The following is a 25,744-nucleotide window of genomic DNA, read 5'->3' on the forward strand; positions in this document are numbered from 1 at the left end:
ATGCCGTTGCGGACGGAATAAACATGAACACGCACGCCGACCCTTTGACCGATTCGACCGGCACGCCCGTGCCGTCGCGCTACACCCGCACAGCCATGGTGCTGCACTGGCTCATCGCGCTGCTGATGATCGGCAACGTCGTGCTCGGCCTGAGCGCTGATTCGTTGCCGGACGACTGGGTGCGCCCGGTGGTCGACACCCACAAGTCGATCGGCATCACGGTGCTCGGTCTCGCGCTCATGCGCATCTTGTGGCGCGTGTCGCACAAGCCGCCGCCATTGCCGCGCGAGTTTCCGTCGTGGGAAAAGATTGCCGCGCACGTCGCACATTTTCTGCTCTATCTGCTGATGATTGCGCTGCCGTTGTCCGGCTGGCTGCACGATTCCGCCTGGAAAGACGCGGCCACGCATCCCATGCACCTGTTCAATCTGTTTCCGTGGCCGCGTATCAGCTATGTGATGAACCTCGATCCGGCGCTCAAGGAGACCTTGCACGACCGCTTCGGCGCCCTGCACACCTGGCTCGGCTACGCGCTCTATGCGCTGCTGGCAATGCATATAGGCGGCGCGTTGAAGCATCAGTGGATCGATCGCAAGTCGGTTCTGAAGCGCATGGTGCCGTGAGCGCCGCTTTCACCTATCAACCGCAACATCGACAAACCCGGCAGTCATTTTGAAGAAAACCCTGGAACAGGCTCTCGCTCTCGCTTCGCCGCGCATCGTGCCGCGCCGCACGACGCCGTTGAGCACGCTGATTCATCTGAGTGTGGTCGTACTGTGGCTGCTGCTGTTCGCGCGCGCCTTTTTTCTGCAGGGCGCGCTGGCATGGTCGACGGGTATCGCGTACGTGGTGTACGACACTTTGCTGCTGGCGTTCGTCACGTGGAAAACACTGCCGTTGATGCGGCGTGCGCCGGCGCTCGAGCCGGACTTCGAGCGGCGCAGCTTGCCGAGCATGGGCGTGATCGTCGCGTCGCATAACGAAGCGACGGTGCTGCCGGTAACGATCGCCGCACTGCTGCGGCAAACGCATGGGCCGGCGCAAATCGTGATTGCCGACGACGGTTCCACCGATGCAACGCGCGAACTTCTCACCGAACGCTTCGGCCTCACCGCGGCCGCCGACGGCGTGCTGAGCGCGCCGAGCACGCTGTATCCCAATCTGTTTTGGCTGCGTGTGCCGCACGGCGGCAAGGCCCGCGCGCTGAATGCGGCAATCACCGTGATGACCACCGAAACCGTCATGACGGTCGACGCCGACACCCTGCTCGACGACGACGCCACCTACGCCATGCGCGCCGCTTTCGCGAGCGAGCCGAAGTTGGTCGCCGCAGCGGGCATTCTGGTGCCGGTGTGCGGCAAGTCGGTGTCGGGGCGCGTGTTCCAGTGGTTCCAGACTTACGAGTACATGCGCAACTTCATCGCCCGTTTCGCATGGATGCGTGCGGACAGCCTGCTGCTGATTTCCGGCGCCTTCGCTTCGTTCAAGCGCGACGCGCTGGTCGACGTGGGCGGCTTCGATCCGCAGTGTCTGGTCGAAGACTACGAGCTGATTCACCGGCTGCGCCGCTATTCGGTTGACCACGACCTCGGCTGGGACGTGCGCGTGGTCGGCGAAGCGCATGCCCGCACCGATGCGCCGGACAATCTCGCCAGCTTTCTGCGTCAACGCCGCCGCTGGTTCGCGGGCTTTCTGCAGACGCAGTACTGGAACCGCGACATGACCGGCAATCCGCGCTACGGCACGCTCGGCATGCTCATGCTGCCGGTCAAGGCGATCGACACCATGCAGCCGATCTACGGTCTCACCGCGTTCGCGCTGCTGCTCGCCTTTGTGTTCGGCGGACATGGCGCGATCGTCGTGTCGATCTTCAGCGTGATCGGGATCAAAACGGCGATCGACCTCGCGTTCTATTTGTGGAGCATTCATCTGTACCGGCGCTGGACCGGCGAGCGCACGGGCTCCGGTTTGTGGATGGCGATGCTCGCGGCGGTCGCCGAGCCGTTCACGTTTCAGCTGGTGCGGCACGTGGGCGCCGCGCTCGGCTGGCTGCATTTCCTGCGCGGCGGCCGGTCATGGGGCGTGCAGCGCCGCTCGGGACTGGTGGCGCACGACGAGAGCTGACGCGGCGGCCCATCGCCTCAAGCAGGCATGCGCCGCACAGGCGCCGCAGCAGGTGGTTGCACGGTCCCCGAACCCATACAGCGTTGGGTTCTAGTAGACTGACGACGATGCCGCCCGCAATTTGCAGGGCGCAACCTTCTATCCGCCCGTGCACGGAGACCCACCTATGCATGCTGTGCCCCCGCTAGAACAAGACACCGTCGATGTAACCGTCGATGCGTCGCCTGCCCAGGCCGCATCGCAGAAACCGGCTCACGCGCCGGGCCAGGCCGCCAACGACGCACCGGTGCGCGATCTGCGCCGCGTCGGTATTCACCCTGATCACTGGTATCCGCTGGCGTGGTCGCACGAGGTGAAGCGGGGCAAGACGCATGGTGTGACGTTCGCGGGCGATCCGATCGTGCTGGCGCGCACGGAGTCCGGCAAGGTGTTCGCGCTGGAGGACCGCTGCGCGCATCGTCAGGTGCCGCTGCATCAGGGCGTGGTGGATGGAGAATCGATCCGCTGCGGCTATCACGGCTGGACTTACGACTGCTCGGGCAAGTGCATCGACGTACCGTACCTGGGCCGCGAGCGTCTGCCGAACGGCGTGCGCTCTTATCCGTGCCGCGAGATCGAAGGCCTGATTTTCGTTTTCCCCGGCGACGCCGCGCTGGCCGAACAACGGCCGCTGCCCGATCTCGCGTCGGTCTCGGACCCGAAGTACAAGACGCGCCGCTTCGGCCGCGCGGTGAATTGTCATTACTCGTTCATGCACGAGAACCTGATGGACATGAACCATCAGTTTCTGCATCGCAAGCAGATGGGGCAGATGCGGGCGCGTTCGCTCGGCCGGCGGCGCGGCGAGGGCTGGGTCGAAGTCGATTACACGTTCGCGCGCATGGCCGGCCAGCAACCGATCGGCGAAGCGATCGTATTCGGCCAGAGCCGTAAAACCGGCGGCGACAACGATAAAGACGTGATGACGATCCGCACCGAGTATCCGTATCAGACGCTGCAGATCCGCACGTCCGAGCAGACGCTGGTGATGAATCTGTGGATCATCTACGTGCCGCTCGATCGCGAGCAGCGCACCAACCGCACATTCGGGCTGCTGTCGATTCGCAAGCCGGGCATTCCCGGCGTGTTGAATCTCGCATGGCCGCTGCTGGTGTGGTTCACCGAGCGCATTTTCAAGGAAGACCGCGAGATCGTGGAAGCCGAACAGCGCGCCCACGATTCGCAAGGCGCGGACTGGAACCACGAGGTGTTCCCGGTCATCAACGATCTGCGCGCGTTGCTGCGCGAAAACGGCGCGCCGGACCAGGTAGTGGGCGCCGGCACGGGCGACACAGCGGTAATCCGCTTCTGGGACTCGCGCCACGGCAGCCCGTTGGCGAAGAGCTGATCTTTCCCTTTCGAGGGGAATTAATCCATCTCCGGACGGTAGGGAATCCAGGAGGATCGAGCAGCGATAATGGCAGCTAATGCACGGCGGTTTGCGCTATTCGACATGCGCCGGCCGCAGACCCGTGTACCATTTCGCTTTTTCCGATCTTCAAGAATAGCCCGTGACTACGCAACACATTCCTACTGCTCCCCGTAAATCCCTCACGCTGCTGCAATTGCTGGGCCTCATCGGCGCCGCCGGCCTGATCGCCGCGATCGTGCTGAACCAGTTCGTCTGATCTCCGCGCGAAGCCTCTGCGCGACGCTTCCGATCCATGCCGGCACGCCTCCGGGCAGACGCCTTGCGGGGCGCGTTGCCGGCTTTATCGAAATTCCGATTTGCCATGTACAAGAAGGGCGTAGCCGTAGAAATCCAGTTTTCCTCTGAGCGGCTCAACGACGGCGCGGGCGATCCCTACTGGATCGATCTGACGCAGGCCGAAGCGCAGCGGCTTCTGGAGAGCCTGCAGGCGCGTCTCGCGGAGACCGGCGTGGGCACCGCCGCGCCTTGGGTGGTGAGCCTTGACGAAACGCCTGCGTCGCACGCGGCCGATGCGCCGCGGGCGGCTGAGCCCGCGGCTTCGGCGGACGACTTCAAGCAGTGGGTCTGCGTGATCTGCGGCTGGGTCTACGACGAAACCGCAGGTTTGCCGGAAGAGGGCATCGCGCCGGGCACGCGCTGGGCGGACGTGCCGGCCGACTGGCGCTGTCCGCTTTGCGACGTGGGCAAGGAAGATTTCGCGCTGGTCGAGTTCTAAGCCCGGCCAACACACGACGTACGCCTGAAGCTCAACCCGCGCCTTCCGGAAAATCCGCGCCTACCGTGGTGGCTTCCCATGCGTCGAAATCGCTGCGCATGAAGTCCAGCTTCTTACGCGCCAGTTCCAGCGCCATCTTGCCGAGCAGCAAGCGCAGCGGCGGTGTGTCTGACAGCGCGGCGTCGATAATGGCCTGCGCGGCGCGTACCGGGTCGCCTGCCTGCTTGCCGCTGCGCGCCTCGGTCTGCTTGCGGCGCTCACCGGCCGTGGCCGCGTAGTCGTCGATTACCGTAGCCGATTGTTTGATCGACGGACCGGCCCAGTTCGTGCGGAACGGCCCTGGTTCGACGATCAGCACGTCGATGCCAAGCGGTTTCACCTCCGTCGCCAGCGATTCGGATAGACCTTCCACGGCGTATTTGGTGGCGTGGTAATAGCCGGTCGCCGCGAAACTCGCGATGCCGCCGATCGACGACACGTTGACGATCAAACCGCTATGCTGCTCGCGCATGATCGGCAAGACCGCCTTAGTGATATCGATCAGACCGAACACGTTGGTTTCGAACATGGCGCGGACTTCGTCGTCCTCGCCTTCCTCGATCGCCGCCAGATAGCCATAACCCGCGTTGTTGACGAGCGCGTCGATGCGGCCGAAACGTTGCTTTGCTTGCGTCACCACGTCGTCGATCTGCTTGGGGTTCGTCACGTCGAGCGGCAGAACCAGTGCGCGATCGCCGTGCGCTTCGGCGATATCTTTCACTTTCGATGGATCGCGTGCGGTGACCACCGCGCGCCAGCCGCGCTCGAGCACCAGCTTTGCCAATTCGCGGCCAAAGCCGGTGGAACATCCTGTGATCAGCCAGACGGGATTGTCTCGATTCATCATTTGGGAAACTCCTGTTGATGGTCTACGACATGTGAAAACTCATGCGGCGCGAAGGCGCTGTGCGCGGTTCGCGTACGCAATCGGTGTGCTGCTGTGCTTAGCTTGAAGCGTGCCCGGACTTTTCGGTGGTGGATGTCGGCAATGGCTGGCGCGCGTTGATTCGCGAACAAACGCCGTCACTGCTGCTTGCGTCCGGTGTGGGATTTCAATTGTAGCCGCAGCGCGGCGGCTTCGCTTTGCAGCGCTCCAACGAACTCGCCAGCCAGCGGGTGACCCGGACGATGCTCCGGTTGAATCACACTCACGCGAAACGGCAGCGACACGGCGAGCGGCCGGATATGCAGATGGCGTCCCACGAAATCGAGGGCGGTCAGCGGATTGACGATCGCGAGGCCAAGCCCTTGCCGAACGAAGCTGCACACGGACACCGCGGTAGGTGTCTCGACGATCTGGCGGCGCGCGATTCCCGCTTGCGCGAAGGTCTCGTCGATCTGAATCCGGTATGGATCGTTCGACGACAAGCTGATGAACGGTTGATTAGCGAAATCCTTCAGTGCGATCACACGCTTGCCGAGCAATGGATGGCCGTCGGGCAGCACGCACACTTCATCCACTTCGAGCAACGGCGTCAGACGCGTACCCGCCGGCGGCGCGCCATGTTCGGTGAGGCCGAGATCGTAGCGCTGCGCGGTCAGCCATTCCTCAAGAAACGGCGACTCCTGCGTCGCGATCGACAGACTCGCGCCCGGTTGCGCGTCGTGAAAGCGCTTCGCCGCGCCCGGCAAGATCGAATGTGAAAACGCGGGCAATGCGATGACGGAAAGTTGCCCGCCCTGAAATTCTCGCAAGCTCGCGGCGGTGGACGCCACGCGTTCGAGCCCGACGTACGCGCGCTTGATCTCGTCGAACAGGGTGAGCGCGGACAGCGTGGGACGCAGCCGGCCATTCGTGCGTTCGAACAGGGCAAAGCCGATGCTCTGCTCCATGCGCGCCAGTTCGCGGCTGACCGTGGGCTGCGAGGTGAACAGCAACTCGGCCGCTTTGGTGACGCTGCCCGCGGTCATCAATGCGCGGAAGACTTCGATATGCCGATGCGTGAGCGCCATGATTGCGTATATCAGAAGTGAATGGGCCTGCCAAGAATTGGTATTTTACTGAATGACGCGTTTTCAGCATCATGTCGCTCACACCAACGCTTCGAGACGAAGAGAGACGGAACCATGACGCCATTCGATCCGCAACAACTCGTCGAACTGGCCCACGAGCACGGCACGCCGCTGTGGGTCTACGACGCAGACACAATCCGCCGGCGCATTGCCGAATTGCGCAGCTTCGACGTGATCCGCTATGCGCAGAAGGCCTGTTCGAATCTGCATATCCTCAAACTGATGCGCGACGAAGGGGCGATGGTCGACGCGGTCTCTCTGGGCGAAATCAAACGCAGTCTCGCGGCGGGCTTCACGCCGGACGGCGATCCAGAAGGCGTCGTGTTCACCGCCGATCTGATCGATCACGCGACCCTCGCCACCGTGATCGAGCATCGCATCACGGTCAACGCGGGCTCGCTCGATATGCTCGAACGGATAGCACGACATGCGCCCGAAGGTCATCGCGTGTGGCTGCGGATCAATCCGGGTTTCGGTCATGGGCATAGCAACAAGACCAACACGGGCGGCGAGCATAGCAAGCACGGCATCTGGCTCGACGATCTGCCGCGGGCGGTCGAGCTGGTCCGGCGTCATCGCCTCAAGCTGGTCGGGTTGCACATGCATATCGGTTCGGGCGTCGACTATGGACATCTGTCGCGTGTCTGCGAGGCGATGGTCGAAACCGTGAAGGGCCTGGGCCACGATATCGAAGCGATTTCTGCTGGCGGTGGCTTGTCGGTGCCGTACCGCGAAGGCGAGCTTGAGATCGATGTCGCGCATTATTTCCGGCTCTGGGACGCGGCGCGCCAGCAGATCGAAACGCATGTCGGGCATCGCGTGAGGCTGGAAGTCGAACCGGGGCGCTTTCTGGTTGCGCAATCGGGCGTGCTCGTCGCGGAAGTTCACGCGTTGAATCGACGCCCCGCGCAGCAGTTTGCTTTGCTCGATGCCGGATTCAACGACCTCGTGCGGCCGTCGTTTTACGGCAGTCATCATGAGATGACGGTGTTGAAGCGCGACGGCGTGTTAAGCGAGGCGCCGGTCGATTCGTTCGCGGTGGCCGGGCCGCTTTGCGAAGCCGGCGATGTCTTCACGCAAGCCGAAGGCGGCGTCATCACGAACCGCTCAATACATACGCCTGAAGTGGGCGACTTCATCGTGCTTCACGATGCAGGCGCGTATGGCGCGTCGATGTCCTCGAACTACAACAGCCGCCCGCTTGCGCCCGAGGTGTTGCTCGATCATGGCAAGCCGCGACTGATCCGCCGGCGCCAGACCATCGACGAGTTGCTCGCGCTCGAAGAAACGGCGGCTTGATTTCAGCGCCGCGGCGACACCGCTTCAACGCGCCCGCACCGTGCGCGTGTACGAAGCGATCATGGTCGCGAGTTCCTGCGCGGCGGGCGTAAGCGGAATGGCGGCGCGTTGCAGCAGGCAAACGTTCTGTTCGACCGCGCGCTCGCGCACCGGAATAGCGGTGAGCGTGCTCGCAAACGGTCCGCGGTTCACCACGATCGACGCTTCGAGCGACAGGCAATCCGTCGCGCTCACCAGATGCAGCGTTTCGTACAGGCCTTCCACCGTCGCGACGATGTTCGGCGGCGGCAAGCCATGGCTTTCGAACAAATGGTTCAGGCGGTTGGTTTGCGGATCGTCCGTGAGATTCGGCGAGCGCGTGGCGACCCACGTGCAATCGACCAGTTCGGCGAGCGAGGTCGCACCGGCCTCCGGATGCCCCTGACGGCAGACGATCACCGGATCGGACGTATACAGCGGCGTGACCGAGAGATCGGCGGTGTCCGTGTGCTTCGACACCAGCGCCACCGCGAAATCCAGCGTGCCTTCGCGAATCCACGAAATCATCATGCGCGAGGTGCCGGTGCGCAGGTGCACCGCGACCCGCTCGAAGCGCGTGCGAAATTCCATCAGCACCGGCGCGAACGCATCGATCAACGGCTCGGTCGTCATGCCGAACGTAACCTCGCCGACGTAGTCGCCGCGCAGTTGCTGCACTTCCTGCTCCGCGCGTTCGCATTCGCCGATGATCGCGCCCGCGCGCTGCAATAACCGCTGGCCGAGGGCCGTCAGCGCAATGCCGCGGTTCGTGCGAGTGAACAGGGTCGCACCGAGCATCGATTCGAGATTCTGCAACTGCTGCGTGATGCCGCTCTGCGCGATGCCGAGCGCCCGCGAAGCCGCGCGGATGCTGCCATGCTCGGCCACGGCCGTGAACGCGCGAAGCTGGGAGATCGTCAACGCCATGAAGAATCGCCGGTTCAGTGATCGGTAAAAGTGATCATGATAGTCCGAACGAGACTTCTTTGAGGCGCGGACGCGGCTTAGGATAGCTCCGTCGTCATCCGCCCACCCACACTCCGTCCTCCCATGAAAATTCCGCTGACAATCCTGGGCGCTGCGTTGAGCACCGCGTTGAGCGCCGCGCTGGCCTTCAGCAGCAGCGCGTTCGCCGTCGAGCCCACTACGCTGCGCCTCGGTATCGACCCGAGCTATCCGCCGATGGACGCCAAGGCGCCCGACGGCAGCTTTAAAGGCTTCGACGTCGATCTCGGCAACGAAATCTGCAAGCGCATCCACGCGCGCTGTCAGTGGGTTGAGCTCGAATTCTCCGGGATGATTCCGGCGCTGCAGGCGCGCAAGATCGACGCGATCCTTTCATCGATGGCGATCACGGAGAAGCGCGAGCAGCAGATTCTGTTTTCGTCGAAACTCTTCCAGTTCAAATCGCGGCTGATCGCGCGACAAGGTTCGGCGCTCGCGGGCGGCACGAATGCACTGGCCGGCAAGCAGATCGGCGTGCAGTCGGGCACGCAGTTCGAGGGCTATGCACTGAAGAACTGGGCGCCGCTCGGCGCGCATGTGGTGGCATACAAGAGTCAGGACGAAGTGTTCGCCGACTTGCAGAACGGGCGCCTGGACGGCGCATTGCTCGGCTCGGTTGAAGCGGATATCGGTTTCCTGCGCACGCCGGCTGGGAAGGGTTTTGCGTTCGTCGGCGAACCGCTTTCAATGGGCGATCGCGGCGTGGGCATCGGCTTACGTAAGGATGAAACGGCGGTGCAGGCCTCCATTAACGCGGCAATCGCTTCGATGCTCAAGGACGGCACGTACGCGCAGATCGCGAAGAAGTACTTCGACTTCGATCCGTACGGCAATTGATTTTCCGACTTCTCTTTACAGACTTCCGCTCATGAACAGGCAATCGATTCCGCTTCTCTCGCCGGCTATCGGCACGCACCGCGAACTGGTGTCGTTTCATTTCGGCCCGGCGAATAGCGGCCAGAAGATTTATATCCAGTCGTCGCTGCATGCCGATGAAACCCCTGCGATGTTGACGACCGTTCTGCTCAAACGTCGATTGCTCGAACTGGAAAAGCAGGGCGCGCTGAACGCGGAAATCGTGCTGGTGCCGGTGGCGAATCCGGTCGGGCTCGGGCAATACGTGCTCGGCCAGTTTCTCGGCCGTTTCGATCTGGGTAGTGGGAAGAATTTCAATCGTCACTTTCTGCAGTTCTCGAAGCTGGTCGCGCGCGCGAAGGAAACGTTGGGTTCGGATGCCACCGAAAACGTGCGGCTGGTGCGGCAATTGATTGCCGAAGAATTGGCCGATCAGAAACCATTGACCGAGTTCGAATCGCTGCAGCTGGCGTTGCTGAAGCTCTCGTTCGACGCGGACGTCATTATCGATCTGCATTGTTCGCTCGAAGCGGCCATGCATCTCTACACCAGCGAGGCTGCGTGGCCGGAGTTCGAACCGTTGTCGCGCTATCTCGGCGCGCAGGCGTCGTTGCTTGCCACCAATTCAGGCGGCGAATCGTTCGATGAAACGCACAGCCTGTTGTGGTGGAAATTGCAGCAGGAGTTGCCGCCCGACAAGCCGGTGCCGAACGGTGCGATTGCAGTGACCGTGGAATGCCGCGGACAGCGCGACGTATCCTATGAAGTCGCGCAGGAAGATGCGGACGCGCTCGTCGATTATCTTGTGTGGCGCAAGGCGATCAAACTCGATGCCAAGCCGCTGCCGGAATTGTTGTCGCCTGCGACGCCGCTCGCCGGCAGTGAGCAGTTTTACGCACCTGTCAGCGGGATTCTGATTCACCGCGCGAAGATCGGCGACATGATTCGCGCCGGACAAGCGCTGTTCGATATCGTCGATCCGCTCACTGACGAGACAACCACGATCGCCAGCAAAACCGAAGGCGTGTTTTACATGCGCCGCGCGATTCGCTTCGTAACGGCCGGCGCGCCGCTCGGTCGTGTGACGGGCACGCGGCCTTTCAGAACCGGGGTTTTGCTGGGGGCTTGATGTTCCTTATGCGGGCCGCGCCTTACTGCTTTCTTCCCACCAGATACGTTACGCCGTTCGGACCATAGCGCTCCGAATGCGGTTTGTTCGCCGGCAAATGGAAGACGTCGCCGACGCGATAGGCCCGCTCTTCGTCATCCACGCGGATGCTCAGTTCGCCTTCCAGGATCAGGGCCCGGGCTTCGAATGGATGCTCATGAACGTCCATCTCGACGTTCGCCTCGCGCGTGACAACCACGGCGTCGGGGAAGCCTTCTTTCGTCAGGCTTTCGGTGAATGCGTTACGGTCCATGATGTGCCCATCGGCAGGAAGTGGGGAGCACTGACTGTAACGCTATTCGCTGTTTCGCGCAGGACGTCTCGCGTGACCACATAGCGGCGCTGGGCTTCGATCAAGCATGCCTGCGTTGACCGAAGCCCATTCACTTTGAGGCGCCCTTAATTGGCCACCAACACCGGCGCCACCGCCGCCGGATCGCTAATGCTCGGCCGCCCATTCTCGACGTGACCCGCAACGCGGCGCGAGAAGCTTGCGTCGTCATTGCTCGTCACCGTCAAGTCGTACCAGTGATGGCTCGACGCCAGCACCCACGCTTCTTCGATATGCGCGCCGGCCGGCACCAGCACCGGACGCGGGTGCGCACCGTACGCGTTGTCCGTCACCGTCAAGCGTGCAATGCCGCTGCCCTTGTTGCTGAACTTCAGGAACACGTTACCGTTTGCGGCGTCGTATTGCACCTTCACTTCCGGCTCGGACGGTTTGTTCTTGCCGTGGCCTGCGGCGATCTGCGCGTTCTGCGCTGTCGCCTGCTGCGTGTTGCCGGCGAACTTGCGCACGAAACCGTTCGGCCCGAACACTTCGAAGCTGTACACGCCATTGGTCACGGTGAGATCGAAAGTCTCGTTGATCGACTTGCCCGCTTCAACGGTGTAACGCCACGGACCATCCGTGCGATTCGTCGCGTACATGTAGAAATGTGCGCCCTGGTCGCCCGTGTTGCCGATCGAGATCTCGAACGTATTTTTCTTCTCGTTGGCCTGGCCGTTCACGTGCAACTCATACGGCAGCGCACGCGCGAAACGAATGCCGCTTTCCTGCGGATCGATGGCGCCCGGCGTCGCGGGAACAGTCGGCTTCGGCTGCGTCGCGCACTGGTTGTCGGCGATGCTCTTGTAGTTGCTCGTGTCCGGCAGCGGCGGCACTTTCGAATCCGGCGTGCGGAAGTCGAAGGCCGTGGTCAGATCGCCGCACACCGCGCGGCGCCATGCCGTGATGTTCGGCTCGTACACGCCAAAGCGCGCTTCGATGAAGCGAATCACCGACGTGTGATCGAACACCTGCGAGCAGACAAAGCCGCCCTTGCTCCACGGCGACACGATCGTCATCGGCACGCGCGGGCCGAGGCCGTACGGCAGGCCGTCGGCGGTGTAGCTGCCGCCGCGCGCCGGATTCACCACGTTGTGAATTTCGCCTTCGGTGCTGACCGTCGACTTGCCTTGCGCGCCGGTCGTCGCCGGTTGCGGCGGCACGAGGTGATCGAAGAAGCCGTCGTTCTCGTCGTACATGATGAACAGCACGGTCTTGCTCCACACTTCGGGATTCGACGTCAACGCATCCAGAATCTGCGAGGTGTACTCCGCGCCGTATGCGGGCGTATAGCTCGGGTGTTCCGAGTACGCGGCCGGCGGGCACAGCCACGACACTTGCGGCAGCTTGTTGGCCAGCACGTCGGCCTTCAGGTCGTCGATGGTGCGCACGGTTTGCGCGCGCTCATACAGCGGCGAACCCGGCTGCGCGTTGATGAAATTCGTGAAGTTCTGCAGGATGTTGGTGCCGTAGTTGCCGTTCAACGGATCGGCGCCGGTCAGGCCCTGCTGGTACACCTGCCACGAAATGCCCGCGTTTTGCAGACGCTCCGGGTACGTGGTCCACGACAGCAACTGGTAATTCGGCGGACCGTCGCCATCGACGAAATCGTTGTTGTCGAGCAGCGGACCGCCCAGCGTGCCGCTCGGATCGACCATGCCGGTCATCAGATACGAGCGGTTCGGGTGTGTCGGTCCCGGCAACGAGCAGAAATACGCGTCGCAAATGGTGAACGCATCGGCCAGCGCGTAGTGGAACGGAATGTCGCTGCGCAGGTGATAGCCCATCGTCATGTCGGTCTTGTTGGCAGGCCACTGGTCGTAGCGGCCGCCGTCGATCGCGGCATGAGTCTTGTACCAGGAGTGATCCAGATCGCCGACGCATTGCGCACTGGTGGTCGCAGTATTCAGATGGAACGGCAGGACCGGCTGGGTCGGATCTTCCTTCGACGGTTGGTACCACACCGGCTTGCCGTTCGGCAGCGGAATCGGGAAGCGGTCGTTGTAGCCACGCACGCCGCGCATGTGGCCGAAGTAGTGGTCGAACGAGCGGTTCTCCTGCATGAACACGACGATGTGCTCGACATCGCGGATCGTGCCGGTGCGCGAAAACGCGGGCACGGCGAGCGCATTGCGAATCGACTCGGGCAGCGCGGTCAGCGCGGCAGCAGCGCCGGCGGATGAAGCCACGGTCTGCAGGAAACGGCGACGGCTATTTGATGTCATCGAATATCACCTTCTGCGGGGAGGAAGAATAGCGCGCCACGCGCGCCGGTGGAATCGGGTTAGTTGCTGTTGGCGCTGTCGCCGGGTGCGTAATGCATGACAGGCGCGACTTGCTGGTTGTCCGCGGCGAGACTGGCTTGCATGTTCTGCGTGATCGGATCGGAGGCCGCTGTGGGGTCGGCTGCGAGCGGAGAAGATGCGTTGAGGATTGGCGTCGCGGGAGAGGCAGCCGCATTCGGCGCGGCGTCGTTGTTCGCAACGGCCGGCGTTGATGAGGCTGTCGACGGCGCGGCATCATCTGCACCGCAACCGCTCAACGCTAAAGTTGCAAGTGCAACCAAAGCGGCACTCGCGAGGCGTTGGTTTCTTCTCATGTCTGCGTCCAGTTTCGTGAAAGCGGGTGCAGTCTCCAACCCTTTCAAGAAATAATTGTGAAACGTTTGCGAGTGGTAAAACTTGCGTCGACAAGTCGGTTTTTCGAAAGGAAGCGGAAAGTGATAAGTAGGAGAATGGTCACCGCGGCGCCTCATGGCTGACATTCAGGCGCACTGAAAGATGGATTGCTTTGCTTAACCGGTGAGTTCATGACACACATCGACCGACCTTTCGACATCACGCGTCTCGAAGACGAATGGCTGGAAGCGGACGGCTTCGGCGGATTCGCGTCAGGCACCGTGGGCACGCTGCGCACGCGCCGCTATCACGCGCTGCTGCTTACCGCGACGCGGGCGCCGGGCGGGCGTGTGGTGCTGGTGAACGGCGTGGAGGCATGGCTCGAAGCGAACGGCGCGCGTTATCCGTTGAGCATGCAGCGATACGTGCCGGACGTTGTCTATCCGGACCTGTCCACGAGTCTTGTCTCGTTCGATACGACGCCGTGGCCGACATGGCGCGTTCAGATCGGTGCTGGTGCTGTATTGGCTGCCGACGTGTTCGTCAGCAAAGCGACTCGGGAAACGGTTTTGCGTTGGCGGCTGGAGGAGGGTGCGGGAGCCGGTTCCGAAACGAACGCGTTCACGTTGAAAGTCAGGCCGCTGCTGTCGGGCCGCGACTACCACGCGTTGCACCATGAGAACGCCGCGTTCAACTTCCACGCGCAGACAAGCGACGACCAGGCCAGCGTAAATTGGCAACCATACGGCGACTTGCCGGTGATCCACGCCGCGAGCAACGGCGTCTACACGCACGCGCCCGACTGGTATCGCAACTTCTGCTACGTCCGCGAGCGGGAGCGCGGCCTCGACTTCAGCGAGGACCTCGCGACGCCCGGCGTGTTCAGCTTCAATCTCACCGATGGTGAAGCGGTGATGATTCTCAGCGCGTCAGACGCATCACGCGCGCCGAGCGCGACGAGCGTGACGCAACCAACGACCGCAAAAGCGTCGGCGATCCGCGCAACAGAACTCGCGCGCATCGAACAACAACGCCGCGACGCGCTGGGCTCGCGCTTGCAGCGTTCCGCCGACGCGTACGTCGTGTCGCGCAACGAAGGCCGCACGATCCTCGCGGGCTTTCCGTGGTTCACCGACTGGGGCCGCGACACCTTCATCGCGATGCGCGGCTTGCTGATTGCCTCGGGCCGCCTCGACGACGCCGAAGCGATTCTGCTCGAATGGTCGGGCACGTTGTCGGAAGGCATGTTGCCGAATCGCTTTCCCGACTATGGCGATACACCGGAATACAACTCCGTCGACGCGTCGTTGTGGTTCATCGTCGCCGTGCACGATTATCTGGCCACGCGTCACGCGAGCGCTGCAACGCAGCAGCGCCTGCAACAGGCATGTGAAGCGATCCTCACGGGTTATACGAAGGGCACGCGCTTCAACATCCAGGCGTCGGCCGACGACGGCCTGCTGAGCGCCGGCACACCCGGCGTGCAACTCACGTGGATGGATGCGAAGGTCGGCGACTGGGTGGTCACGCCGCGCATCGGCAAGCCGGTCGAGGTGCAAGCACTTTGGATCAACGCATTGCGCATTGCAGCAACGTGGAATCCGCAATGGCAGCCGGTCGCCGAGCGGGGGTTGCAAGCGTTTCATGAACGCTTCGTCGATCTGTCCACGCGAGCGCTGTTCGACAACGTGGACGTCGATCACGTTAAAGGCGCGATAGATCGGGCGATCCGGCCCAATCAGATCTTTGCGCTCGGCGGCCTGCCGTTTCCATTGCTCGATGGCGCGGCGGCGCGCGCGGTGCTCGATCAGGTCGAAGCGCAATTGCTCACGCCGCTAGGACTGAGGACGCTCGCGCCGTCCGATCCTGCCTATCGCGGACACTACGGCGGGTCTCCACTCGAGCGCGATGGCGCCTATCATCAAGGAACCGTGTGGCCGTGGCTGCTCGGTCCATTCGTCGAAGCGTGGCTGCGAGTCAACGGCGGCGCGGCGGATGCCCGCATGCAGGCGAAAACGCGCTTTCTCGACCCGCTCTACGCGCATCTCGACCACGCCGGTCTCGACCATCTCTCCGAAATCGCGGACGGCGATGCGCCGCACGCGCCCGCCGGCACCCCGTTTCAGGCGTGGTCGCTCGGTGAGTTGCTGCGCATTGAACACCTGCTTGCCGGGTTGGCGACCGCCGGCGCCTAAACCGCGCTACGATGTGTGTCCCACCGCCAAGCCCGATGCAAGGATGTAGTCATGCCACCGCTGCGCGCTGCCAATCTGCTCGCCACCATTGAAGGTTCACGGCTGCATTCGGCCGACTGCGCGCATTGGCAGCGCTGGGGACCGTATCTCAGCGAGCGGCAATGGGGCACGGTGCGCGAGGATTACAGTCCGGACGGCACCGCCTGGGACTATTTTCCGCACGACCATGCGCGCAGCCGTGCGTATCGTTGGGGCGAGGACGGCATTGCCGGTTTCGCCGACGACAAGCTCAGCTGGTGCGTCTCGCTCGCGCTATGGAATCGCAAGGACGCAATCCTGAAAGAGCGCCTGTTCGGTGTTACGAATGCGCAGGGCAATCATGGTGAGGACGTGAAGGAACTGTACTTCTACGTCGACGGCACGCCGACGCATTCGTACATGCGCATGCTCTACAAGTATCCGCACGCCGCCTATCCCTACGACGACCTCGTTCAGGAAAACGCGCGCCGTGGCGGCGACATGCCGGAGTACGAAATTCTCGACACGGGCGTGTTCGACGATTTGCGCTACTTCGACGTACAGGTGGAATACGCCAAACACGCGCCGGACGACATTCTCATGCGCGTGACCATCGAGAATCGCGCGGACCAGGCGGCCTCGCTGGATGTGCTGCCGCAAATCTGGGCCCGCAATTCGTGGTCGTGGAAGGAGAGCAACGACAAACCCTCGCTCGTCGCCGGCACGGATCATAACGGCGGGGCGCAGGTGGTCGGGCATCAGCATGGGCACGAGCCGATTGTCGTGACGGCCTGGTCGAAAGACGCGCCGCAGGTCACGTGGCTCTTCTGCGAGAACGACACCAACGTCAAGCGCCTCTTCAACATGGACGGCGTGGGGCCGTTCAAAGACGGCTTCAACGATTACCTCGTGCACGGCGATGAACAGGCGATCCGCCGCGACACCGGCACCAAGGCCGGCGCGCATGCCGCGATCGAACTCGAACCATATGGACGCGCGGTGGTGTACATGCGCTGGCGTCCGCAGTCGAGCCCCGACGACGTGCAACTCGATGCCGATGCGATCTTCGCGCGCCGCATCGCCGAGGCCGACGAGTTCTATGGCGCGCTGCAACACGAGATCACCGACCCCGACGCGCGGCTCGTGCAGCGTCAGGCGCTTGCCGGCATGCTGTGGTCGAAGCAGTACTACCAGTACGACGTGCAGCGCTGGCTCGAAGGCGATCCGCTTCAGCCGACGCCTCCAGCGAGCCGCAAACAAGGTCGCAATCGGGATTGGCGGCACCTGTGCAACGCGGACATCGTGTCGATGCCCGACAAGTGGGAATACCCGTGGTACGCATCATGGGACCTGGCGTTTCATGCGGCCGCGTTCGCGCTGATCGACCCGGCGTTCGCGAAACGGCAACTGCTGTTGCTGGTGAAGGACCGCTATCAGCATCCGAACGGTCAGATTCCCGCCTATGAATGGGCGCTCGGCGATGCGAATCCGCCCGTGCATGCGTGGGCCGCGTGGCGCGTATATGAAATCGACCGCGCGCTCACCGGCAAGGCGGATCGCGATTTTCTGGAACTTGTCTTCCATAAGCTACTGCTGAATTTCTCGTGGTGGGTGAACCGCAAGGACGCCGACGGCCACAATATATTTCAGGGCGGCTTTCTCGGGCTGGATAACGTCGGGATCTTCGACCGCTCATCGCCGTTGCCTACCGGCGGGCACATCGATCAGTCCGACGGTACGGCCTGGATGGCCGCATACGCGCTCGACCTGATGCGTATCGCGCTCGAACTCGCGTACGCCAATCACGTGTTCGTCGATATTGGCGTGAAATTCTTCGAGCACTTTCTGTATATCGCCGAGGCCGTGAGTTGCGACGACGGCTGCGAAACCGGCCTCTGGGACAACGAGGACGAGTTCTTCTACGACAAACTGCACCTGCCGGACGGCAGCAGCATTCCCATGCGGCTGCGCTCGATCGTGGGTCTGATTCCGCTATTCGCGGTGCACGTGCTCGAAGAGCGTCTGCACGGCGGTTTGCCGGGCTTGCGCGAACGGCTGGTCTGGTTCCTCGAACATCGCCCCGATCTGGCTAAGCTGGTCTCGCGCTGGAACGAGCCGGGCAAGGGCAATGCGCTACTGCTCTCGCTATTGCGCGGGCATCGCATGAAAGCGTTGTTGCGCCGCGCGCTCGACGAGAGCGAATTCCTGTCCGATCATGGCGTGCGGGCGCTGTCGCAATACCATCGCGATCATCCGTTCGTGTTCAACCACAACGGCGACAGTTTTACCGTGAAGTATTTGCCGGCCGAATCCGATACGCGTGTGTTCGGCGGCAATTCGAACTGGCGCGGTCCGATATGGATGCCGGTGAACTATCTTCTCATCGAATCGCTATACGAATTTCACCGCTATTACGGCGAGGATTTCAGGGTCGAATATCCGACCGGTTCGGGCGAGAAGTTCTCTCTGAGCCAGATCGCGGACGAACTGGCGCGCCGCTGCACTACGCTGTTTCTGAAGAACAAGGACGGCGAGCGGCCGGTAATGGGCGCTTATCCGCAATTGCAGGCCGATCCGCGTTCACGTGACCTGATCTTGTTCCACGAATATTTTCATGGCGATAACGGGCGCGGCGTGGGCGCTTCGCATCAAACCGGCTGGACCGGGTTGGTTGCGTTGCTGTTGCAGCCGCGCGCGATGAGCGCGTCGGGCAACGTGCCGCTGGCGGGCGAAACGGATCACGCGCCGATTCCGACGTCACCTTCGGCGCAAGCCACGGCGCCCGCTTGCCCGGCCGAGACGGCGCCGGCTGCCGAACCGGTGCATGCGTCGGCGAAGTAGCGCGTAGCGGCGGCGCTAGTGAGCGAGTGAGGTGAGGTTACACAAGCCATACAACGTCGCAAGGTGAGCAGGTTGCGTGGCCGTTTTTGAACTGTGTGGGTTCAAGCGTGGTCTTTCATGTATACCACGTCCGTTCCATTGGTTTCCAAAAGTGAATCCCATGTCGACTACACCGAATACCCCAGCAGCCGATCGCCCCGCTGCCAGTCAACCGCCGAGCTGCAAAGTCAGCTCGAGCCCGCAGGAGGCGCCGGCCTCGCCGCCCGGCAAGCGGCCCGCGCCGCCGTGCACGCTGGTGATCTTCGGCGCCGGCGGCGACCTGACCAAGCGGCTGCTGATGCCGGCGTTGTACAACCTCGCGGTGGATGGCCTGCTTGACGATGGAATGAAAATCATCGGCGTGAATCATGGCGAACGCGAGACGAGCGCGTGGCGCGAAGATCTGCACAAGTCGCTCGAACAGTTCGCTGCCGACAAGGCCAGCACGTTCCACGCCGGCAAGCTCGACGACAAGGCGTGGGACTGGGTCGCGCAACGCCTCGAATACATGGCCGGTGAATTCGAAACCGACGATACTTTCACGAAGCTCAAGCAAAAGCTCGAACAAACGCCGGGCGGCAACGTGATCTTCTATCTCGCGGTCAGCTCGCGCTTCTTCAAACCGATCGTCGAGCATCTCGGCAAGGCGGGTCTGCTGAAAGAGGGCGACGGCGGCGGCTTCCGCCGGATCGTGATCGAGAAACCGTTCGGCACCGATCTCGCTTCGGCCAAAGATTTGAACGCGCACATCCTGTCGTATGCAAAAGAAGAGCAGGTGTATCGCATCGATCACTTTCTCGGCAAGGACACCGTGCAGAGCATTCTCGCGGTGCGCTTCGCCAACGCGCTGTTCGAGCCCGTGTGGCGGCGCGAATATATCGACAGCGTGCAGATCACGGCGGCGGAAACCATCGGCGTGGAAGGGCGCGGCAAGTTCTACGAACAGACCGGCGCGTTCCGCGACATGCTCCCGAACCACCTGTTCCAGTTGCTCGGCATGGTCGCCATGGAACCGCCCAATTCGTTCGACGCCGAAGCCGTGCGCGACAAAAAGGCCGAAATCTTCGACGCGATCAAGCCGTTGACGCCGGACGACGTCGTGTTCGGTCAATACGAAAAGGGCCCAGCCGGCATCGGCTACCTCGAAGAGCCGGACGTCGCAACGAACAGCACGACGGAAACCTACGCCGCGGCGCGCGTGTTCGTCGAGAACTGGCGCTGGGCCGGCGTGCCGTTCTATCTGCGCACCGGCAAACGGTTGGCGGCGCGTCGCACGGAAATCTCGGTTCAACTGAAGCCGGTGCCGTTCCGCCTGTTCCGCGACACACCCGTCGATGCGCTCACGCCGAACGTGCTGACTTTGCGCATCGATCCGGCGCACGGTACGAGCTTCGACTTCAACGTGAAAACGCCGGGGCCGGTCATGCAGATCGGCGCAGTGCAGTCGTCGTTCGACTATGGCGACTTCTTCGCGGAACGCGCCAACGTCGGTTATGAAACCTTGCTCTACGATTGCATGCTCGGCGACGAGACGCTGTTTCAGCGCGCCGACAGCATCGAAACCAGCTGGTGCGCGGTGGACGACGTGCTGCATCCGAACACCGGCGGCGCGGTGCCGGTGCATGGCTATGCGGCCGGCAGCGAAGGCCCGGCGGAAGCCGACGCGCTATTAGCGCGCGACGGTCACGCATGGCGGCCGTTGAAGCGGGATGCTGTGCAGAAGAAGTAATTCAACGACGAGTCGAACCAACACAATCGGGGGACACCGTGGTGACACGCAAGACGACAGGTAAGACGGCGACGAAGACGCCGGGCAAGACGGCAAGCAAAGCGCCAGCGAAGGCGGCGCTTAAACGGTCAAACAAGCCGACAAGTAAGCCGTCAACTAAGCCGAAAGTGACAGGCAGCACTGAGCGGATTCTGGCGATCGACGTCGGCGGCACGGGTTTGAAAGCCGCGATCATCGACGCGGACGGCAACATGAAAACCGAGCGCCTGCGGGTGGCGACGCCGCATCCGTGCACGCCGGATCAACTCGTGGACGCGCTGGCGAAACTGGTTGCCCCGCTCGTCGAACAGGAGCCGCCTACGCTGATGTCGATCGGCTTTCCGGGCGTGGTGCGCAACAACCGCATTCTGACCGCGCCGCACTTCGGCGTGGAAGGCTGGCATGACATCCCGCTCGCCGATTCGCTGGCGCAGCGGCTGGGCGGCCTGCCGGTGCGCATGATCAACGACGCCGAGATGCAGGGCTTCGCCGCGATCGAAGGCCAGGGCCTCGAATTCGTGCTGACGCTCGGCACGGGCGCGGGCACGGCGATGTTCCGCGACGGCGAGTTGATGCCTCACCTGGAACTGGCGCATCACCCCGTCAGCAAGAAGGGCGTGGCGTACGACGAATACATCGGCGACGCGGCGCGTGAAAAAGCCGGGAATAAACGGTGGAACCGGCGCGTTGAGAAGGTGATCGGGATTCTGAGCACGCTCGTGAACTACGACAAGCTGTGGATCGGCGGCGGCAACGCGGCACGCCTCACGTTCGATCTGCCGGCGAATGTAGCCACCGTTTCGAACGACGCAGGTATCGAAGGCGGCGCGCGTCTGTGGCATCCGAGATCCGTGCGCGAGACGCGGCAACTGCCGGAAGCGAATGAGCGGACGGGCCGCTTCAAATGATGTCGGACCACCGCTGAACTCTGGCCGGAGTCAGAAACGATGATTGACAGCAAACGCTTCGGCGTCGCGCGACGCCTGTTACCGGCCGGCGTGTCCGCCGTGCTGGCGCTTGCCGCGGTGCATGTCGTGGCGGCAGAGGTTTTCGTGGTGTCGTCGCCGGGACTGGCCGATGGCGGCGCGCTGGATTCGAGCCACGCGGCGAGCGCGAACAATTGCGGTGGCGGCAATGTATCGCCGGCCTTGCAATGGCGCAACGCGCCCGCCGGCACGAGGAGTTATGCGGTGACCCTGTTCGATCCCGACGGCGGGAAAGGTCTGGGAATCGTGCACTGGGTGCTATACGGCGTCGCGCCCTCGACGACCTCGCTCGGCGCCGGCGCCAGCCAGCCGCCCGGCAGCGTCGCCGGAACGAATCAGACGGGCGCCACCGGCTATCGAGGGCCATGCCCGCCAATGGGCGACAATCCGCATCACTACCTCGCGCAGGTCTATGCGCTCGACCTGCCGCCGGATGCACTGCCGCCCGGTTTGACGCGCGAGGCGTTGTTCGCCGCCATCAAGGACCATGTGTTGGCGGCAACGAGCACGGTGCTGCGTTACGGACGGTGAACGCAGCGGGCGTCGCGGCGGGCGGCCACGTTCATCGCGCCGCGTCGCCCCAGCGGTATTCCACACTCGCTTCGTCGAGCTGCGTCTTGATCTGCTCGTCGAGTACGAGTTCGGACGCCGCGAGCGTGTCGCTCAATTGCTCGACGCGGCTCGCGCCGATAATCGCCGACGTGACGAGCGGATTGGCCAGCACCCAGGCGAGTGAAACCCGTGTCAACGATTCGCCGGTCGGCGCAACGATTGCCTTCAGTTGCTCGATGGTCTCGAACTCGCGTTTGTGCCAGTACCGTTGCTGATACATCGCGCCGGCCTTGCCGACGGTTTCGGTGAACCGGCCCGACGTGGGCGCGGCATCCAGTTGATGCTTGCCCGTGAGCAGGCCGCCTGCGAGCGGGTTGTACGGCATCACGGCCAATTGCTCTTCGGCGGCGAGCGGCAACAATTCACGCTCGATCTGGCGGAACAGCAAGTTATAGCGAGGCTGCACGGAGGCGAAGCGCGCCACGCGCAAAACATCAGCACGGCCCAACGCGCGCGCCAGCCGATACGCGAGAAAGTTCGACACGCCGATATAACGCGCCTTGCCCGAGCGAACGATCACGTCGAGCGCCTCGAGCGTTTCGTCGAGCGGCGTATTCGCGTCGTCGGAGTGAAGCTGGTAGAGGTCCACGTAATCGGTGCCGAGGCGTTGCAGCGAGGCGTCGATCGCATCCAGCAGATGTTTGCGCGACGCGCCTTGATCCCACGCCGACGGCCCCATTTTCCCCACCGCTTTCGTCGCCAGAATGAAGCGCTCGCGCTTGCCCTTCAGCCAGCGCCCGACGATCTCTTCCGTGCGGCCGGCAAGGTTTTCCGTGCCGCCGAGCGGATACACGTTGGCCGTGTCGATGAAGTTCACGCCGGCATCTGCCGCCGTGTCGAGAATGCGATGCGAGACATCTTCTTCGGTCTGCAGGCCGAAAGTCATCGTGCCGAGACATAGGCGCGACACAGTCAGGCCGGTACGGCCGAATTTGCGGTATTGCATGGTCAACTCCGGGGGTGAACGGAACGGTTCGGTAGGCAGTGTTGCAAAAAGGATAAACCGAGCCGGGATTGAGTGCCGACCGCAGACGCAGTCAGTTGTTATTTATTTGAAAGCTAACGGCGGCGTCTTTTTCACTTTCGGCGGTGAAAGTCTTTCCTTTCAACGGTCGTAATATTGCAAAACTGTAATGTTTCGGCACAAAAATAGGCTTGAAAATTACAAATAGCCTACAACAGTAAAAAACAGAAACAATTCTGTTACTAGGGGTAAGCGATGTCGCGATTGATGCAGTTTTATGCGTGTGGAATGATAGCGATTCTCATTTAACCACCTAGCCAGCCATCCCGTCGTCGGTGCCTAGCGCACGAGACCGGCAGCCAGCCAATTGCGGTTTTGCCGTCGATTCCATCTCAGACATGCGAATCCGGCAAACGCATCTCCGACGGGAATTCCCATGTTCAACCACACGCCGCTTGCGACTGCGTTAGCGTTAGCTTTTGCCGTTCCCTTTGCGACTCCGGCGGTCGCGCAGACTGCTCCGCAAACCACTTCGCAGCCGCCGGCCGCGAATGCAAACGCGACGACGACCACCGCAGCCGACACCGGCAGCCTGCCCACCATCGGCGTGGCGGCGCAAGCAGAACAACAGGACTTCCAGGCGGAGCGTGCGACGGTCGGTGCAAAGACGCCCACGGCGCTGCGCGACATTCCGCAGACCGTCACCGTCATCAATAAGGCCGTGCTGCAATCGCAAGGCGCTACTTCGTTCCAGGACGCGTTGCGCAATGCGCCGGGCGTGACGATCGGCGCGGCCGAAGGCGGCCAGATCGGCAACAACATCAACCTGCGCGGCTTCACCGCACAGAACGACATCTACCTGGACGGTTTCCGCGATCGCAACCAGTACTATCGCGACACCTTCGACCTCGAAGAACTCGAAGTGCTGTACGGCCCGTCGTCGATGCTGTTCGGCCGCGGCTCGACGGGCGGCGTGATCAACCAGGTCAGCAAGAAAGCGAACCTGCACGACTCGGCGGAAGTCACGGGCATGATCGGCACGGACGCCAAATATCGCAGCACCGTCGACGTGAACCACAAGCTGACGGATACCTCGGCGATTCGCCTGAACGCCTTCGGCCAAAGTCTCGGTTCGACGCGCGACGAGATGAAGAACAAGGACTACGGTATCGCGCCGGAAGTGCGCTTCGGCATCGGCACGCCGACCGAAGTGACGATCTCCGCGCTGATCCAGCACAACTACGACATGCCGGACTACGGCGTGCAGGCGTTGAACGGCCGCCCGTCGCCGGTGCCGAAGAACACGTTCTACGGCTTGACCACCGACCGCACGATCCAGGACATCCAGACCGTTACGGCTGGGATCAAGCACAAGTTCTCGGACAACCTGATCCTGACGAACCAGACACAGTTCTCGCACTCGATGACCGACGCGCGCGAAACCGCGCCGCAAGCGGTGTTGACGGGGCCGCTCGCCACCAGCCCCGCGTTGAGCAACGGCAATTTCACGACGCTGTCGCCGTCGCAACTGTTCATCAAGTTGCAAAGCCACGACCGTGTGATCGAGAACCACTCGCTCTACAACGACACGATGCTGCAGTACAAGTTCGTCACCGGCCCGATCAAGCACGACCTGATCGCCGGCGTCGACCTCGGCCACGACAGCTATTCGAACCAGGCATACACCCGCAACAACTTGCCGGTCGTGTCGATGGTGAACCCGGCGTATCTGTCCAACCCTGCCGGTGTGACCACCACGGTCGGCAACTACGCCGATTCCGGCTCGAACGAAATCGGCGCGTACGTGAACGACACCGTGTCGATCGGCCAGCAGTGGAAGGTGATTGGCGGATTGCGTTGGGATCGCTTCCAGGCGCAGATCCACAACACGATCAGCGCGCCGAGCTACGCGACGCAAACCAACTTCTTCACCAGCGTGCGCGCCGGCGTGATCTATCAGCCGACCGACTGGCAGTCGTACTACGTGTCGTACGGCACGTCGTTCAACCCGTCGCTCGAAGCACTGACGGTGACCAACCTCACGCAGAACCTCGCGCCTGAGTCGACCAAGTCGTACGAAGTGGGCGGCAAATGGGATCTGCTCGGCGGCAATCTCTCGGTGACGTCGTCGTTCTTCCGCGAAGAAAAGACCAACGCGCGCACGCAAGTTTCGCCGACCGAATACGAACTCGACGGCGACGTTCGCGTCGACGGATTCCAGGCCGGCGTGACGGGCCACATCACCGACAAGTGGCAAGTGTTCGGCGGCTACACGTACATGGACGCCATCATCCTGAAGGCGCGCGACGGTACGCAAGGGCACGTGCCGGCCAACACGCCGCGCAACACGCTGACCTTCTGGACCACTTACGCGATCACGCCGCACTGGGAAATCGGCGGCGGTCCGACGTATATGTCGCCGCGCTACGCATCGAACACGAACTACGTGCAGGTGCCGGGCTACACGCGCTGGGATGCGACCGCCGCGTACCACGCGAAGAAGTACGACGTGCGCCTGAACCTGTTGAACATGACCAACAAGTACTACTACGACGCGCTGATCCCGTCCGACGGCGGCCGTTCCGTGCCGGGTATCGGCCGCACCTTGCTGGCGACGTTCGACTACCGCTTCTGATACGCGTTGAACGGATGCGTTAGGCTTGCCGTT

The 25,744-nt window shown here is 62.6% G+C and carries 20 protein-coding genes; 13 read left to right on the plus strand and 7 right to left on the minus strand.

The features are described from left to right. Window positions 1-23: 23 nt before the first annotated feature. The 4 genes from ACFSNN_RS09095 to ACFSNN_RS09110 all read left to right on the plus strand — a co-directional run bounded on the left by ACFSNN_RS09095 (window position 24) and on the right by ACFSNN_RS09110 (window position 4,310). A complete protein-coding gene (locus ACFSNN_RS09095; RefSeq protein WP_134461130.1) occupies window positions 24-623 on the plus strand; it encodes a cytochrome b in 600 nt (199 codons plus the stop codon). Window positions 624-672: 49 nt separating this feature from the next. Beyond that, the gene (locus tag ACFSNN_RS09100) at window positions 673-2,124 is read left to right on the plus strand and encodes a glycosyltransferase family 2 protein (protein ID WP_134461127.1); all 1,452 of its coding nucleotides are present in this window, start codon (window positions 673-675) and stop codon (window positions 2,122-2,124) included. 166 nt (window positions 2,125-2,290) lie between these two features. Further along, the gene (locus ACFSNN_RS09105) at window positions 2,291-3,511 is read left to right on the plus strand and encodes an aromatic ring-hydroxylating oxygenase subunit alpha (protein ID WP_134461124.1); all 1,221 of its coding nucleotides are present in this window, start codon (window positions 2,291-2,293) and stop codon (window positions 3,509-3,511) included. Between the two features lie 385 nt (window positions 3,512-3,896). Beyond that, entirely contained in the window at window positions 3,897-4,310 is a 414-nt protein-coding gene (locus ACFSNN_RS09110; protein WP_134461122.1) for a rubredoxin, read from the plus strand. A gap of 31 nt (window positions 4,311-4,341) precedes the next feature. Here the strand turns inward: ACFSNN_RS09110 and ACFSNN_RS09115 are convergent, their stop codons facing one another. Both ACFSNN_RS09115 and ACFSNN_RS09120 read right to left on the minus strand, forming a co-directional pair. After that, a complete protein-coding gene (locus tag ACFSNN_RS09115; RefSeq protein ID WP_134461119.1) occupies window positions 4,342-5,196 on the minus strand; it encodes an oxidoreductase in 855 nt (284 codons plus the stop codon). Window positions 5,197-5,372: 176 nt separating this feature from the next. After that, on the minus strand, window positions 5,373-6,302 hold the full coding sequence (locus ACFSNN_RS09120; protein WP_134461116.1) for a LysR family transcriptional regulator: 930 nt from the start codon (window positions 6,300-6,302) through the stop codon (window positions 5,373-5,375). Between the two features lie 114 nt (window positions 6,303-6,416). Here ACFSNN_RS09120 and lysA point away from each other — a divergent pair, with 114 nt between their 5' ends. After that, on the plus strand, window positions 6,417-7,661 hold the full coding sequence (gene lysA / locus ACFSNN_RS09125; RefSeq protein WP_134461113.1) for a diaminopimelate decarboxylase: 1,245 nt from the start codon (window positions 6,417-6,419) through the stop codon (window positions 7,659-7,661). A 24-nt stretch (window positions 7,662-7,685) separates the two neighbouring features. On the opposite strand, the gene ACFSNN_RS09130 is transcribed toward lysA, so the two are convergent. Beyond that, complete coding sequence (locus ACFSNN_RS09130; protein WP_134461110.1) at window positions 7,686-8,606, minus strand: LysR substrate-binding domain-containing protein; 921 nt, start codon at window positions 8,604-8,606, stop codon at window positions 7,686-7,688. 123 nt (window positions 8,607-8,729) lie between these two features. On the opposite strand from ACFSNN_RS09130, the gene ACFSNN_RS09135 reads away from it, so the two are divergent. After that, window positions 8,730-9,521, plus strand: a complete 792-nt coding sequence (locus tag ACFSNN_RS09135; RefSeq protein ID WP_134461107.1) for a transporter substrate-binding domain-containing protein — start codon at window positions 8,730-8,732, stop codon at window positions 9,519-9,521. A gap of 31 nt (window positions 9,522-9,552) precedes the next feature. Beyond that, complete coding sequence (locus ACFSNN_RS09140) at window positions 9,553-10,668, plus strand: succinylglutamate desuccinylase/aspartoacylase family protein (RefSeq protein ID WP_134461104.1); 1,116 nt, start codon at window positions 9,553-9,555, stop codon at window positions 10,666-10,668. Between the two features lie 22 nt (window positions 10,669-10,690). On the opposite strand, the gene ACFSNN_RS09145 is transcribed toward ACFSNN_RS09140, so the two are convergent. From ACFSNN_RS09145 to ACFSNN_RS09155, 3 genes are all read right to left on the minus strand, one after another. Further along, on the minus strand, window positions 10,691-10,960 hold the full coding sequence (locus tag ACFSNN_RS09145; RefSeq protein ID WP_012428877.1) for a cupin domain-containing protein: 270 nt from the start codon (window positions 10,958-10,960) through the stop codon (window positions 10,691-10,693). Window positions 10,961-11,106: 146 nt separating this feature from the next. After that, the gene (locus tag ACFSNN_RS09150; protein ID WP_134461101.1) at window positions 11,107-13,260 is read right to left on the minus strand and encodes a phosphocholine-specific phospholipase C; all 2,154 of its coding nucleotides are present in this window, start codon (window positions 13,258-13,260) and stop codon (window positions 11,107-11,109) included. A 59-nt stretch (window positions 13,261-13,319) separates the two neighbouring features. Then, window positions 13,320-13,634: a hypothetical protein gene (locus tag ACFSNN_RS09155; RefSeq protein ID WP_134461098.1), complete on the minus strand. Its 315-nt coding sequence runs from the start codon at window positions 13,632-13,634 to the stop codon at window positions 13,320-13,322. A gap of 210 nt (window positions 13,635-13,844) precedes the next feature. Here ACFSNN_RS09155 and ACFSNN_RS09160 point away from each other — a divergent pair, with 210 nt between their 5' ends. The 5 genes from ACFSNN_RS09160 to ACFSNN_RS09180 all read left to right on the plus strand — a co-directional run bounded on the left by ACFSNN_RS09160 (window position 13,845) and on the right by ACFSNN_RS09180 (window position 22,031). Beyond that, window positions 13,845-15,848 carry an amylo-alpha-1,6-glucosidase gene (locus ACFSNN_RS09160; RefSeq protein WP_134461095.1) on the plus strand — a complete coding sequence of 668 codons (2,004 nt, stop codon included), beginning with the start codon at window positions 13,845-13,847 and terminating at the stop codon, window positions 15,846-15,848. A gap of 51 nt (window positions 15,849-15,899) precedes the next feature. Continuing rightward, window positions 15,900-18,707, plus strand: a complete 2,808-nt coding sequence (locus ACFSNN_RS09165; protein WP_134461092.1) for an MGH1-like glycoside hydrolase domain-containing protein — start codon at window positions 15,900-15,902, stop codon at window positions 18,705-18,707. Between the two features lie 160 nt (window positions 18,708-18,867). Beyond that, window positions 18,868-20,475 (plus strand): glucose-6-phosphate dehydrogenase, encoded by a 1,608-nt coding sequence (zwf, locus tag ACFSNN_RS09170; RefSeq protein WP_134461090.1) that lies wholly within the window; start codon window positions 18,868-18,870, stop codon window positions 20,473-20,475. A gap of 167 nt (window positions 20,476-20,642) precedes the next feature. Then, the gene (locus ACFSNN_RS09175; RefSeq protein WP_134461087.1) at window positions 20,643-21,422 is read left to right on the plus strand and encodes an ROK family protein; all 780 of its coding nucleotides are present in this window, start codon (window positions 20,643-20,645) and stop codon (window positions 21,420-21,422) included. Between the two features lie 39 nt (window positions 21,423-21,461). Then, entirely contained in the window at window positions 21,462-22,031 is a 570-nt protein-coding gene (locus tag ACFSNN_RS09180; RefSeq protein WP_134461084.1) for a YbhB/YbcL family Raf kinase inhibitor-like protein, read from the plus strand. Window positions 22,032-22,062: 31 nt separating this feature from the next. On the opposite strand, the gene ACFSNN_RS09185 is transcribed toward ACFSNN_RS09180, so the two are convergent. Next, the gene (locus ACFSNN_RS09185) at window positions 22,063-23,058 is read right to left on the minus strand and encodes an aldo/keto reductase (RefSeq protein ID WP_134461081.1); all 996 of its coding nucleotides are present in this window, start codon (window positions 23,056-23,058) and stop codon (window positions 22,063-22,065) included. Window positions 23,059-23,512: 454 nt separating this feature from the next. Here ACFSNN_RS09185 and ACFSNN_RS09190 point away from each other — a divergent pair, with 454 nt between their 5' ends. Then, on the plus strand, window positions 23,513-25,711 hold the full coding sequence (locus tag ACFSNN_RS09190; RefSeq protein ID WP_134461078.1) for a TonB-dependent receptor: 2,199 nt from the start codon (window positions 23,513-23,515) through the stop codon (window positions 25,709-25,711). Window positions 25,712-25,744: the final 33 nt, after the last annotated feature.

Origin of the sequence: Paraburkholderia dipogonis (assembly GCF_042680985.1) — a bacterium.
Classification (GTDB): Bacteria; Pseudomonadota; Gammaproteobacteria; order Burkholderiales; family Burkholderiaceae; genus Paraburkholderia; species Paraburkholderia phytofirmans.